Here is a 14,012-nt window from a genome sequence, read left to right as displayed (position 1 = left end):
AAAAATACGAGCTTTAATATTTTTCGGGTTTCAATACAATAAGGATGGCGTCGATCACGATGCCTACGCCGCAGAGACCGCCGGTGCATAGCCAAAGAATGCCTGTGGCAATCTTGCCTTCATAAAAACGATGGAGTCCAAGGTAGCCCAGCAGAATGCAGAGGGCTAGGGCTATCCATTTATTGTGTTCACCTTTTGCGGTCATAAGAAAATCCTTTTTCTGTACATAAATATAGAAACTGTACAGTCTCTGTAACACTCTTGCTTCTTGGATGTGTTACCGTGACTTTTATGATACGGAGCGTATCATAGATATTTGTATTTTTGTAAAAATGTGTAATAATTCTTTAAATATTTCAAAAACAAAAGAAAATGTATCATAAAGTATTGACGAGTACGATGCGAGATGGTATATTTAGGGTATGATGAAATCCGTGATAGAATACGACAATTACCGCGCCTATATGCAGGACTTTTACGACAACCGTAAGAGAACTTCCGTATTTTCTTGGCGGGAATTTGCGAAGCAGGCCGGATTTTCTTCGCCCACTTACTTGAAATTGGTGTGCGAAGGCAAAAGCGGTCTGAGCCAGATTGGGGTGGAACGGACTGCGGCTGCCATGGGTCTCGTTGGTTTTGAGCTGGTGTATTTCCGCGCCTTAGTTCTGTTTGGGCAGGCCAAGCAGGACGAAGATAAAAAGAAGGCTTATGCCGAAATGCGGGAAATCGCCAAGGCGCACAAGGTCCGCATCCTTGATGGTGAAACTTTCAAGTTCTACGAATCCTGGAAATATCCCGTGCTTCGTGAACTGGCTTCCATCATGCCGGGGGCAAAGCCTCTGACGCTTGCCAAGATGTGCCATCAGGAAATTACCGCCATGGAGGTTCGGGAGGTCCTTCATGACTTGGTAGCCATGGGTCTTTTAAAAAAGACTGGCGAGGACGTTTATGAACAGGCGGAAAGATCCTTGGAAGGTTCTGCCGAGGCGTTGCCTGTGGCCATCCGCACCATGCATCGGGACATGGCAAGGTTTGCAGAAGGTGCTGTAGATGATTTTGGGGTGAATGAACGTAGTATTACGGGGATTACAATGGGGTTAGGAGCCGAAACTTATGGTCGTGTGCTTAAAATTCTAGAGGATTGCAGACGCCAAATTGTGGATGTGGTTTCAGCGGCAGATGATGCTGAACGAGTTTATCGTTTGAATTTGCAGCTCTTTCCGCTGACTGCAAAAAAGATGGAGGTTAGTGATGGACAAGATTCTTAAAATCTTTATGGGTGGGTTTATTGCTAGTTGTTCGTTGCTGATTGCCTGCAGTGACAATGGTGTGGCTAATGGAACCGTAACGGATCCCAATGCCAATGTGGATCAGGATAAGAATACTATTGCCATAAATTCGTCTGCTAGCGAATCTCCTTCTGGTCAACTTCCTCCAGAACATGATATTGTCATTGAGGTGTCATCAAGTTCTGTTGTGTTTCCTGATACCGTTCCGTCTGTTTATCCTATGGATGTTCCGCATACTCCTTTGGATACCGCGTCCAGGATTGATTCCTGCCAGAATGACCTTGGCGAAAACATTTGCCCGGGTAAATTGTTGGATGGGGAAGGAGATGTGTTCTACGAGTCTGCCCACTGCCTTGTAAAGGTTGTGGATAGTGATACGAGTTATAGGGTGGGAGTGCAATTCACTGCCGGTGCGGAATTCATTGAGATGTCGGAATCAATCCTATATTACGAAGATCCCGAAATGGATAATGAGTATGTAAAAACAATGGCAACGCATCTAACTGAAAATCGTTGGGACTTGTGCAAGGACTTGCTGGATGAATTTGAATCTTACGTGGTTCCTCATGCAGATTCGTTGGAAATTCTTGGTATTAGTGGTGTCTATGGTCACTGGGATCGCAATGGCTGCGATAATGGAACCGTAAATCGCAGCTGGTACGAGTACTATTTGCCGGAAGGTATTCAGGAAAAACTTACACAAAAGGCGGAACAGTTTAAGAATGACTGTGACCGCTGGGAAAATGAAATCAAGTAAACAAAGGGAGGTTAGGATGGACTTTCTAAAAACGATGTTGGCATGTTCTGCAATTCTTGCTTTTGCGGCATGTTCGGAAAATGCTTCGACTCAGGCGAATTCGGAAAGGAATCCCGTTTCGCTTAAAAATGATAAAGAATCTGCGTCCGTAGCGGATGAAGTTCCTGGGGATTCCATGGTGTTTTTTAATCCCAGTATCTATTTGCTGGGGTATAGGAATACCCAATATTCGGCAATGTGCAACTTACCTAGTGAACCGACATTGATTCCCGTGAATGAATGGACTTTCCATCGTCTGATGCCTGTTTTAAAGCATCGCCTGGATCAGCGCGGTGGAACTGAGAACTGTCATTACTATCTGGTGGCGTGGGAGCACAGTAGAAATAATGCTTACTACAATTTAGACCATGTAGGTCAGGATTCCATTGTCATTACGATGGCTGCTCCAAACGAAAATATGGATACCCCCTTGCTGGATGATGAAATCCAGGAATTCTTTGCAGTGGAAACTTGTGATGGAACATTGGATTTGAACGCTCCTATTGTGGTAAAAAATGCAATCTGTGGGCCTGATAATTGTTCGTCCTTTAATCAGGTGGAAAATGGCGAAACTTGGATCCGTCAGGATTTGCTGGCGGCTCGCGACCAATGCGTTTCCAGCTGTCTTGCAAATCCGAAAAAGTCTGAATTGTTTCAGGCTGATCCCGAAAGAGCTTGTAGTGAATGGTGCGATATGTATGCCGTGGAGGCCATGAATTTCTATTGCCGCTACGAATCGAATGACGGGGAACGGGGTATAGGCTGTTCTGCAATAAACTGTCGAGGTGGCTTAGATTAGGAACTGCTTGAAATTTTATATATTCATTAAGTGAATATGAAAAATTTTAAAGCAAATTATTTGAAGGTCGGTGCGGCACTTGCTGCATCGGCTCTTTCTTTTGGATTGATGGCCTGTGCCGGAAATAGTAATGTAGAATCGGGTTCTGTTCCTCCTGCGGTAGCGGAAATTCGTGGGGGAAATTCTGCCCCAGCCAATATGCCTCGCTATGTGGCTCCCAAGGCGGTGACCGTTTTTGAAATGAAAATTGTTTCCGGAGACAAGCAGATCCGTGTGGTGGATAAGCCCACGTTGGCGGCTCTTGATTTTGCAGCCTATTTCAACAACCCTATTCGCCTGGCCGGTAAGGAAGAAAAGCCTGAAAATTACCAGGGCGTTATGGCCGGTGCAAAATTGGCTGATTATCCGTTCCCTATGCTGGATTCCCTTTCTAGCTATGAACCCAATGCGGTGACGGGGGTGGAACCTATCGCCTGGGAACCCTTCGCAAAACTTTTATACTCCCAGACGGGTTCAGATTCCCTGTCCGTTCTGCTGAATGGTGTGGAAGCGGTGAAGTGGAATGAACCGGAGGTTTTCAGGGCGTTCCAGAGTGTGACCCGCTTGTGGGGCGTTCCTTCCTCCAATGCCAATGCAGGTTCTAATGCCATTGACTGGTGGGTGGAAGTTCTTCCTGCACTGTGGACTGGACGCAATGTTTTCTACGGTAAGCTGAAGCTGACTTCTATAGGTGAAGTTGCGGAAATTCTCAACTACTACTTGACGGGAGAAATGAATTCCGACGATGCCTTGAACTGGGCTCGGACTCTCTCTTCCTACTGGTATCCCACTTTGAATACGGACTTAGAACCTCATACGGCTGGCGCTCCCTGGGAAAACGGAAGGCCTTTTGCGGTGATGCGCGGCAATCCTATGGGATCTCCCATGTGGATTGGCTTTGAGGCTCCCGCTTTCCGTATGACGGACGAGGTGATTCGTGCAAAGCAGGTGGCGGATTCCCTGATGGCTCATGGTGAAGTGATTCCCGTAGATCGTCACCTGGATACCAGTTCTACTTTCCGCTTGGAAACCTTAAATGCAATAAAGGGAACGTGTCCTGCCAACGAAGCTACTGCGGCTTTCCGCAAGTCCCTGGCGGAACAGATGGCGAAACTTCCCAAGGAGCAGAACGCCTGGGCTGAAGTGGATGTAAATGGTAACAAGGTGGAGGGCGGTTTCCTCTGGTTCCGTCGTAACGCAAACTACCTGCTGGCGGACAAGATTAGCGGTCAGGATAGCCTTCATAACCCGCTACCGCGAATGATTGAATTAAAGAACTATCTGGATTCGCTGGGAATCCAGCTGCTGGTGGTTCCTGTTCCCGTGAAGGAAGAAATCTACGGCGAGAAGCTGGTGCCGGGTACCGCTGCCGACCTGTGTGTCAACCTTGAAGGTCGCGCCTTTACCCAGGAACTTCTTGAAGCCGGCATCGACGTGCTGGATATTTATCCTGCGCTTATGGCTGCAAAGGCTGGGGATGAACCGCCTCATTACAGTTTCCAGCGTTACGATACCCATTGGGCTTTGCCTGGTGAACTTGCTGCCATGGAACTTCTGGCAGGTCGTGTAACTCAGTACAGCTGGTATGCGGAATCTGGCGCTCAACCTGGTAGCTTGAACTTGCAGGAAACGCAGACCCTCCGTGAAGGTGACCTGGTAGCTCATTTGCCGGATGCGGAAAAGTCCAAGTATCCTGCGGATAATCTGAATGTGATGAAGGTTTACAAGGGCACGGAAACCTACAAGGGCGGGAAGAATTCTCCGATTCTCCTGATGGGCGATTCCTTTACTGGCGTCTTTGAAAGTGTGGACCAGAAGAGCGGTGGCCCGGGTTCCTTGCTGGCTTATGCAACAGGTTTGGATGTACAGGTCCTTACCAGTTGGGGCGGCGGTCCTGGTGTCCGTAGCCGCATGATGAAGATGAAGAAGGATATGCAGAGTAAGAGACTGGTCATTTACATGATGACGGCTAGAGACCTCTGGCAATCTCCCATGGAATGGGATGCACTTCGTTAATGGAATAAATGAAAAAGTCTAATACAGTTGTGAACTACGTTGTGGTGGCTGTATTCCTCCTGCTGGGTATGGCAGGAGGTGTTCTTCTGTGGGGCGGTCGTGGGGGTGACTTGAGTTATCTGGAGATGGCCTGTTCCATGGAGGGAAAGTCAATAGATTGCGTGGATTCCCTGCCGGAGTGGAATGATGGACTTCGATTCTATGATTCTACTTTGTCTGTAACCGGGGATACTTTGCAGTCATTAAAGAGTCTTCTCTGGAGCTATTGGAATATTCAATTTGCGGGCGCGGAGAATGCTTCATCCTCTCAGGAGGTGGTATTCCCGCTTCAGGTTTTGCAAAATAAGAAATCGGGTTGCGTCGGTCTTGCCTGGCTTGCCATGATGGTGGCCGAAGATCGGCAAATTGACTTGCAGCCGATCCTTCTTCCGGGACATGTTTTCTTGCGGTATGGAATTCAGGGACAAACTTCTGTCAATTTGGAACCGAATCGTAGGGGGTATGCCTATACCGATGAGGAGTACCGTGAAAAGTATAAGGCAGGTCCCTGGACAGGGCTTGAATTCAAACCTCTTTTAGCTCGGCAGTTGGTGGGATTGGCCACTTTCGATGTGGGAAATCTTTACTTGAAAGATGATGCTCCCAGAGCCCTTAAATGGTACCGCCTGGCAGAAGAGTTTTTTCCTGAATATCCAGGGATTTCCGTTAACCAGAATATAGCTAAAGAACGCTAATTTTCTATTTTTTGAGCAGATGAAGTGCGTTGCGCTGTTTGTCGCGTTGTTGGCAGCTTTGCTCAGTAGCTGCTCTGATGATTCGTCTTCCTCCAGGGCAGGCGTGGTTTCTGCTCGTACCTCCGAAATCCCGGGATACATTCTGCTAAAAGCAACCGGCAAAACCGTTGTTGTCGGTACGAAGGATTCTACGGCCAAGGAAAATGAACGTCCCCAAATGAGGGTGATGTTTGACTATGATTTTTCTCTTGGACAGAGCGAGGTAACTTGCGGTGAATTCAATAAAATTATGGGGAAGGCTGATCTTCCCGAAGGCATGATTACCAAGGTCGCCTGTGATGAAGATGACCTTCCTGCCACAAATGTCTCCTATTATGACATTATCCTTTTTGCAAATGCTAAAAGCATTGCGGATGGTTTTGATACGGCTTACTCCTACCAGTCAGTAACCATTGATGGGGAAGGACATTGTAGTGGTCTTACGGGACTTACCTTGCGTAACACTGTAGATGCTTTCCGTTTACCCACTGAAGCGGAATGGATGGCAGCTGCTCGTATTCGCTGGAAACCGGATAGTAGCTGGAATTCGGAAAATTCCGATTACCGTCCCCACTCTGTGTGTCATTTTGTTTCGGATTCTGTGCACTTCTGCGACATGGAAGGAAACGTGAAGGAATTCGTATACGACTGGCTGGGAAAATTCTCGGATACCACGGTTGCGAATTTTATGGGCTCTCCTCAGGCAGATGGCTTGGGTCAAAGAGTTTTGAAAGGCGGTAGTTTCAAGCATAGTAAGGAATATGCAAATGCCTATCGCCGTGGGGATGACTATGTAGTGACTTCTGCAACTCATGCGGACTATGTGGGGTTCCGTCTTGCTTATGGTGCGATTCCTGATCCGGCCTGGATGAATGGAGGCTCAGGTTCTTCGTCCAATACGGTTTCCTTGGTCAGTTCTACTGAAATGAAGAAACGCTTTGGTACGATGCAGGTCAAGGTTGCGTTCCGTAACCATATTACCGGAAATTTGGAATTCATTGATTATTCCTTAGGTTCTAAAGTCTTTGAAATTGAAGATGATGTATCTGTTTTCCATCCGGACATTTCTCCTGATGGAAAGTGGGTTGCCTTCTGCACGGGTATCGAAAGTGTAGATGGAAAATCCGAAATATATGTCCGTACTCTCAGCCCGATTAGTTCTGATTTGGTAAAGCTGAATGTAGAAAGAGCTGCTATCCCCCGCTGGAGGGTTACTTCGGGTGGCGATACGGTGATTGTCTATGCGACCAACGCGGGGGATAATTCCGACAAGAATTTGTTCATGGGACGTAGCACTTGGCAGGTCCCGTTCTCCAATGGAAAATTCGGGAAACCTCAAAAGCTTTTCGATGGAGCCTTCCATGGAGGTGTTTCTCGTGATGACCGTTTGGCCGTAACTGGGTCTCGACTGCTACGCTCTCGTACGGAGTCTGACGAAGGTGTGGTGGATTCCGTCTGGTATAATGGCGAACAGGCTTGCAATGTAAGTCTTTCAAAGGATGATAGCAAGCGCACGCTGTTCCTGGATTTTGGCCGCAAGACGGATAAGGAAAACAACATCGAGGGTTATGGCGTTCATGAACGAATCCAGGTGATGGACAGCACCGGCAAACTGATTCAATATGTATCTGCTCCCGATGATTATGCTTTTGATCATAGCGAGTGGACTTTTGGAAATAATGCGATTGTGTCCTTGACCAACTATAATGGTGTTCATGAAAAGATTGCCTTGGTAGACATGTCTACAGATTCTGTCCTGGCTTTGGCAAGAGGGGAGGAGTTGTGGCATCCTGCCATGTGGGTGGATGGTGTCGATGATTTTCAGGATTCAGGCCTGGATATGGATAGTGCTGGCGTATACCTGAAGGAAAATGATAGCTGGGCATCCGTGATTATGCGCTATAAGATGGAATTGTTATGGCGTTATGCAGATTCTGCAAATGTGGCTATTCTTGGATCTTCCCGTCCGTTGTATTCCCTAAGTCCGGACCTTTTAAGCAATGAATTCTTTGCAATCAATTTTGCGCATACTCCGAATTCCATCTATGCAACCAGGGATTTCCTGGACAAGTACATCCTCAACCATCTGAAAAATCTAAAACATGTGGTGATTTCCCTGGACATTGATTTCTGGTGGAAAATCGATGGCGATGGTGGCGATAATTTCTTCTATAAGGATGTGAAACGCTATCCGGGTTATGTCTATGATGAACATCATGACTATTGGAAAGACGGCGTACCTCCAGGTCTGTTACAGGCAACGGAAAAGGCCCTTGGAACGGAAGATGCAATCCTGTACACGTATGACCGAGGCCGCCATACTCCTTCTGCCTGTGGATCCTGGGGGACTGTTCCTGAAATTGAAATCGATAGCACTTACATGGATGACGGGGGATATCTGAAAAATTCCCTGGAAGTCCTGGAAGATATCATTAAGAAATGCGAAGAACGGAACATCTCTGTCGTGGGTGTGATTTTCCCGCAAAGTCCTGCTTATGCGAAGTCAGGAGCCTTTGGCCGATACGGTCTTCGTCGCAGTGTGGCGAAGAGTCTGATTGAAAAAATAGATGGTTTTTCGAAAACTTATACGAATTTTGTCCTGATGGATGAAAATAAGATGGGTAATCACGATTATGGGAACGAGATGGCCGTGGACTTCGATCACCTTTGTGCCGAAGGCATTCCGCAAATTACGGAAAGGCTGAACTCGATTCTTCTGGGGTTAGAAAAACGGAGGGATAGCAAATGAAGCAGTGGATAATTTTGCTTTTTGGGGTGATTTGTCTGTGTGCGTGTACAACGTCCGATGACTATGCACTGCGATCCACCAATGTGGAGATGGATAATGATGAGTCCCATGAAGGGCTAATCTATGTTCATTCCAAGGATGGCTTTGTTGTCCTGGGAACCAATCGCACAAAGGCGCTTTTCAACGAAAAACCCAAGATGGGGGTTCGGTTTGATTACGATTTTTCCTTAGGCAAGCACGAAGTTACGCGTGCTGAATTTAGCAAGTATACTACGGATGACTGGGGATTTTTTGTCAAGTCTTCTGATAGCTTGCCTGTTACGGATTTGACTTATTATGATGCGATCCTTTATGCCAATGCCCGAAGCAAGGCTGAAGGTTATGATACCGCCTATACCTACTCTTCCGCCTTAATCAACGTGGATGGAAGATGTTCTGGAATGGAAGCTTTGAAGTTCTCTCCGGATGTGGATGCATATCGCCTGCCAACTGAAGCGGAATGGATGCTGGTGGCAAGTCAGGATTGGGATGTGGAAAAAGCCTGGACGCAGGAAAATGGTATGAGTCGGGTCCATAATGTCTGTTCCAAGGGGGAAAATCGTGAAGGATTTTGCGACATGGCCGGCAATGCCATGGAATGGATGAACGACTGGTTAGGGATTTACAAGGACACTGTAGTTTACGATTATGCCGGTGCTCCTGATGGTGCGCTCTCCGGAACTCGTATTGTGAAGGGTGGGGGCTTTACGACTCCCAAGGAATTCACCAGTTTTACAAGTAGGGGGGATACCTACGATGTGGTTTCCAACTCCCATACGGTATATGTTGGCTTTCGAATTGCTTTCGGTCGTATTCCCAATGCCATGTGGCTGAGTAACGATGGAATCTCCGTAGAAGATCGCCTGATTCCTAAGATTAGCGTTCGTGCCTTGCGTACCCTGGTGGGAACAGCCCGTTCCAAGCTAGTGTTCCGTAATGAGCTGACGCATAATCTTGCCTTTGTGGATTATTCTTATGCTCCCCAGATGGCTATTGAAATCAAGGATACCCTGAATTGTTTCCATCCTGATATTTCTCCAGATGGAAGCCTGGTAGCGTTTTCCACTGGGACTGAAGGTATTGACGGTCCTTCGTCCATTTATGTAAGGCAGCTGACTGTAAACGGTGACAGCCTTGTTAAACTTGACGTGAAAAACGCTGCTATTCCCCGCTGGCGTGTGACGGAAGATGGGGATACGGTCATTGTGTATGTGTCCAACGCTGGAGATAATACGAGCGACGGAACCTTTAAGAGTACAAGCACCTGGCAGGTCCCTTTTAGTAATTATCATTTTGGAACTCCGAAAAAAATGTTTGACGGCGCTTATCATGGAGGTGTTAGCTACGATAATCGTCTTGCCGTTACTGGAGCAAGGCGCCTGCGTGCAAGAATCGCGGATTCAGCAGGCGTTGTGATGGATGATTCTTCCTTAGATACAATTTGGTACAATGAGGAGCAGGCTTGTAATGCATCCTTGGCTAAGGATAGTAGCAAGCGCACGTTGTTCCTTGATTTTGCCAGTAAGACTGGCGAGGAATTCATTGGACATTCCTATGCAAGGCATGAATACATCCTTATCGCAGACAGTACGGGCAAGTTGATTGATTCTGTAGCCGCACCCAGCGGATACACTTTTGATCATACGGAATGGGCTCTGGGTGGTTATATGACAACCTTGTCCAGATACCAGCCGTTTATTGTCGCTAGCCTTACGACTAACGACGGTGCCCATGAAAAGATAGTCCTAGTGAACTTGATGGATCATTCCATTACAGAATTGATTGAAGGTACGGAAATCTGGCACCCAACCTTCTGGGTTGAAAAGGCCTCCCTCATTGATGATGAAAAAATTAACGAACTTGATCGAGATAGCGCGGCCATTTATTATGAGGGCGTGGATTCTAAGCTGATTGCTTCGAAAATGAATGTTTTCTGGAATAAGTGCAACTACTTAAAAGTGGTGGCTCTTGGTTCCTCCCGTATGAGTTTAGGTTTTATATCGAATCGCATTTCCTATGGAGCTTCATTCAATATGGCGACCATCCCTTCTGATATGGAGGTGTCACGCTATATTGCGGTGAACTACGCCCTGAATCATTGTAAGAAATTGAAGTTCCTTGTGGTGGGGGTGGATTTTGATTTGTGGGGCGAGGCTCCTGGCGTCAATTTGAGCCAAAATCTGGGAAGTGTTCCTGGATTGTTTTATGATGCCAATCATGATTTCTGGGTTGATCAAGGCTATGATCTTCTCAAGAAACTGAGCAACCGATATATTCAGGAAAGTAGCCACCTGAAATTCATTAGCCAGAGAAACGGCTGGTTGGAATATTCGGGTGAACGTTCCTGGACGAATGGCATCGCCTTGGTTGCAGACTCTACCTGGAGTGACTATACGGATCTCCTGAAAAATGGCATTTCCCAGCTGACTGATATTATTGAGAAGGCAAAGGAAAAGGATGTTATTGTGGTGGGTGTTATTTTCCCTCAAAGCCCCTATTACAAGAAGACGGGTTCTTTTGGGCGTCATGGAATGCGCAGATCCCATGCAATTAAGTTGATTGAAACTCTTCACGATATGGAAAAGGATTTCTCCAACTTCCGTTTGATTGACGAAAATCTGATGGGTGATCATGATTATTCGGATAGTCTCGCGTACGACTATGATCATTTGAATGGCGATGGTGCTTATCAGATTACTTCTAGGATTGACTCGGTTCTCAATCAGTTGGGAGGAAAATAGTGGCTGGAAAATTTACGAATCTCATGGGCACATTAGGGCTAATAGCCCTGGTTGCGTCTTGTTCGCATCATGATGCGAATCCCGTGTGTCAGACGGAATACGATGATACCGAGGTTGAGTATGGTAAAGATTCCACTCATGAGGGATTGATTCGAATTCACGCAAAAGGGCACTTCACCTATGTTGGCACCAATAATGCAAATGCTAACAAGAAAGAATCTCCTGCAATGAAGGTGAAGTTTGATTATGACTTCTCTATTGGGGAACACGAAGTCACTCAGGCGGAATATGCCAAAGTCATGGGCGGGGAACCTGCCCCTGGTTCTGAAAACCTTCCTATTGCCAATACGACTTTTGGTGACATGGTCTTGTATGTGAATAACCGTTCCAAACTTGAAGGTTATGATACGGTCTATACCTACACCTACGTAGATTATGATAGTGTCCACCATGTCAATGGATTTGAAAATTTCCAGTTCAATCCTGATGTAGAAGGATATCGTTTGCCAACGGAAGCGGAATGGATCTTTGCTGCATCTCATGGCTGGAATGTGAGCGATGGCTGGAACCAGACCAATTCCGGGGACAATGCTCATGAAGTCTGCTCTAAAGCTAGAAATGGCTTGGGCCTTTGCGATATGGCTGGAAATCTTGCGGAATGGGTGAGTGATTGGCTCGGCTATTTCAAGGATACGACCGTTACGAATTTTGTAGGCGCTCCTGATGGAGGATCCCTTGGTGAACGTGTTTTAAAGGGCGGTAGCTTTAAGCATAGTGAGGCTCGAACCACACTTCATTCCCGTCTGGATACTTATACCATCATTTCGAAAAGCAAGGCAAATTATGTAGGCGGTCGTATTGCCTTCGGTAAAATTGAAAAGCCTGTGTGGATGGCTGCCGATGGCTCTACTTCTTCCGCTTTCCTGAAACCGCTGGTAAAGTCTTCTACCCTCAAGAATAAGCTGGGTACCCTTCGTGCAAAGCTTGCTTTTGTGAACCGGCTGACAAACAACCTGGTTTACATGAACTTCAATGAAAGTTCTTTCTCTGTAAAGGAAATCAAGGATTCCACCCTTAAGGTAAGGCATCCGGATATTTCCCCTGACGGGGAGTGGGTTGCCTTCTGTACAGGTGGGGAAGGGCTTCCTGGCAAATCCGAACTGTATGTGCGTCGCCTCAATTTGGCTGGTACCAACCTGGTAAAGCTGGATGTGGAATCTGCTGCAATTCCCCGTTTCTCCGTGACGGACGCTGGGGATACCGTAATTGTTTATGTGACATCCGCTGATATCAATACGGAAAATTCCATTTTTACGGAAACAAGTACTTGGCAAGTGCCCTTCTCCAATGGACAGTTTGGAACTCCTAAAAAGTTGTTCGACGGAAATTACCATGGGGGCGTAACTCCTGATGGTCGCCTTGCTGTTACTGGTGCCCGTCTCCTGAGGGCTCATTTCGAAAGAGAATCATCCCCCGTAGATACCGTGTGGTTTGATAGTGCTCAGGCTTGTAATGTCTCTCTATCTCAAGATGGCAGCAAGCGTACCCTGTTCCTGGACTTTGCAAAGAAGGATGGTCCGGGTCGTGAATTCGTCGGTAAGGAATACGGTGTTCATGAACGTATGTTTATAGCAGACAGTGCTGGCAATCTGATTCAGAGTGTTGCTGCTCCCAACAATATGTCTTTTGACCATACGGAATGGGTCAACGGTAAAAATCTTGCAGTTGCCTCCGTTTATGATTTTAACGGTAGCCATAATAAGCTGGTGCTCATCGATCTTCAGGATAGTTCCGTAACGGACTTGGTGAAGGGAGACGAACTGTGGGATCCGTGTCTTCGCGTCTTGAACGTCAATCTTCCGGAAGAGGAAAAATTCCTGAATCTGGACAGTGCTGGCGTTTATATGACAGCGACCTCGGATATTACTACTCGAATCATGAAAATCAAGATGGAGTATTTCTGGCAATATCGTGAGATTACAGAAGTTGCAGTCATTGGTTCGTCTCGTTCCTTTGCGGGCTTAGATCCTACTGCGGTAACATCTCATTTTACCATTAATCTTGCCTATTCCGCAGAAGATCTTACTGCAACGAATTTCTTCGTGAATAACTATATCATTCCTCTGATGCCCAAGTTGAAGGCTGTTGTCATCACTTTGGATTATGACCGCTGGTTTGTGAAGGATGATAATTGGAAGGAATGGTTTGGGAATATTCCTGGTTATCGTTATGATGAAAATCATTCTTTCTGGAAGGATGGGGTGCCCAAGAGCATGTTGAATTTGACTCGTAGCGCCATGACTCCGGATGACGAAGAGTCTTATACCTTTGGTTACAACAATGGTGTGTACCATTCTGAATCTGAGGGTTGGGTGGATGAAAATCCGGAAGTATCCTGGGATGTAAAATGGTATTCCAAGTATCCTGATGCCTATGCATTTAATCGTGAAAAACTGGTCGGAATTTTAGACTCGGCAAAGGCGAAGGGTATTCTTGTTATTGGCGCTGTCTTCCCCCAGTCTCCTTATTATGTGAAGAAGGGAGTATGGGGACGTTATGGCTTGACCATGGATGATGCCAAGGAAATTCAGAATGATATGAAGTCCCTGCAGGAAAAGTATGATAACTTCCTTATTTTTGATGAATATAAGGATGGCGTTAACGACTACGAATACGAAGACTTCTCTAACGAAGATCATTTGGGCTTGAAGGGAGCGGTGAAGGTGGCTGGACGCCTTGATACCTTGTTGATGAAAGTTTTGGATGAGTAA

General features: G+C 46.5%; 9 protein-coding genes. 8 read left to right on the top strand and 1 reads right to left on the bottom strand.

Features of this window, described 5'->3' with window-relative positions; translation table 11 throughout:
- Positions 1 to 13: 13 nt before the first annotated feature.
- Positions 14 to 205, bottom strand: coding sequence for a TM2 domain-containing protein (locus BGX12_RS01320; RefSeq protein WP_109734298.1), 192 nt, complete (start codon positions 203 to 205; stop codon positions 14 to 16).
- A 217-nt stretch (positions 206 to 422) separates the two neighbouring features.
- On the opposite strand from BGX12_RS01320, the gene BGX12_RS01315 reads away from it, so the two are divergent.
- Genes BGX12_RS01315 through BGX12_RS01280 form a run of 8 tightly spaced genes read left to right on the top strand, consistent with a single transcriptional unit; the run spans position 423 to position 14,012 of the window.
- The gene (locus BGX12_RS01315; RefSeq protein ID WP_370245159.1) at positions 423 to 1,268 is read left to right on the top strand and encodes a TIGR02147 family protein; all 846 of its coding nucleotides are present in this window, start codon (positions 423 to 425) and stop codon (positions 1,266 to 1,268) included.
- Positions 1,252 to 2,046, top strand: a complete 795-nt coding sequence (locus BGX12_RS01310; RefSeq protein WP_109734297.1) for a hypothetical protein — start codon at positions 1,252 to 1,254, stop codon at positions 2,044 to 2,046. The genes BGX12_RS01315 and BGX12_RS01310 overlap by 17 nt, the downstream gene beginning before the upstream one ends.
- 16 nt (positions 2,047 to 2,062) lie before the next feature.
- A complete protein-coding gene (locus BGX12_RS01305) occupies positions 2,063 to 2,884 on the top strand; it encodes a hypothetical protein (RefSeq protein ID WP_146196213.1) in 822 nt (273 codons plus the stop codon).
- A gap of 36 nt (positions 2,885 to 2,920) precedes the next feature.
- Positions 2,921 to 4,939 carry a hypothetical protein gene (locus tag BGX12_RS01300; RefSeq protein ID WP_233246202.1) on the top strand — a complete coding sequence of 673 codons (2,019 nt, stop codon included), beginning with the start codon at positions 2,921 to 2,923 and terminating at the stop codon, positions 4,937 to 4,939.
- Positions 4,940 to 4,947: 8 nt separating this feature from the next.
- Positions 4,948 to 5,673 carry a transglutaminase family protein gene (locus tag BGX12_RS01295; protein WP_109734295.1) on the top strand — a complete coding sequence of 242 codons (726 nt, stop codon included), beginning with the start codon at positions 4,948 to 4,950 and terminating at the stop codon, positions 5,671 to 5,673.
- Between the two features lie 19 nt (positions 5,674 to 5,692).
- On the top strand, positions 5,693 to 8,461 hold the full coding sequence (locus BGX12_RS01290; RefSeq protein ID WP_109734294.1) for a TIGR02171 family protein: 2,769 nt from the start codon (positions 5,693 to 5,695) through the stop codon (positions 8,459 to 8,461).
- Positions 8,458 to 11,241, top strand: a complete 2,784-nt coding sequence (locus BGX12_RS01285; protein WP_109734293.1) for a TIGR02171 family protein — start codon at positions 8,458 to 8,460, stop codon at positions 11,239 to 11,241. The genes BGX12_RS01290 and BGX12_RS01285 overlap by 4 nt, the downstream gene beginning before the upstream one ends.
- Positions 11,241 to 14,012: a TIGR02171 family protein gene (locus BGX12_RS01280; RefSeq protein WP_146196212.1), complete on the top strand. Its 2,772-nt coding sequence runs from the start codon at positions 11,241 to 11,243 to the stop codon at positions 14,010 to 14,012. The genes BGX12_RS01285 and BGX12_RS01280 overlap by 1 nt, the downstream gene beginning before the upstream one ends.

The sequence above is a fragment of the Fibrobacter sp. UWR4 genome (assembly GCF_003149045.1).
Lineage (GTDB): Bacteria > Fibrobacterota > Fibrobacteria > Fibrobacterales > Fibrobacteraceae > Fibrobacter.
The sequence above is the reverse complement of the archived record's forward strand: the minus strand, read 5'-3'. Positions and strand labels throughout refer to the sequence as shown.

Excerpts from the sequence above, each read along its gene's own strand:
- BGX12_RS01310 (WP_109734297.1), top strand. The coding sequence starts at position 1,252 with ATGGACAAGATTCTTAAAATCTTTATGGGTGGGTTTATTGCTAGTTGT.
- BGX12_RS01315 (WP_370245159.1), top strand. The coding sequence starts at position 423 with ATGATGAAATCCGTGATAGAATACGACAATTACCGCGCCTATATGCAG.
- BGX12_RS01290 (WP_109734294.1), top strand. The coding sequence starts at position 5,693 with ATGAAGTGCGTTGCGCTGTTTGTCGCGTTGTTGGCAGCTTTGCTCAGT.
- BGX12_RS01300 (WP_233246202.1), top strand. The coding sequence starts at position 2,921 with ATGAAAAATTTTAAAGCAAATTATTTGAAGGTCGGTGCGGCACTTGCT.
- BGX12_RS01295 (WP_109734295.1), top strand. The coding sequence starts at position 4,948 with ATGAAAAAGTCTAATACAGTTGTGAACTACGTTGTGGTGGCTGTATTC.
- BGX12_RS01320 (WP_109734298.1), bottom strand. The coding sequence starts at position 205 with ATGACCGCAAAAGGTGAACACAATAAATGGATAGCCCTAGCCCTCTGC.
- BGX12_RS01285 (WP_109734293.1), top strand. The coding sequence starts at position 8,458 with ATGAAGCAGTGGATAATTTTGCTTTTTGGGGTGATTTGTCTGTGTGCG.
- BGX12_RS01305 (WP_146196213.1), top strand. The coding sequence starts at position 2,063 with ATGGACTTTCTAAAAACGATGTTGGCATGTTCTGCAATTCTTGCTTTT.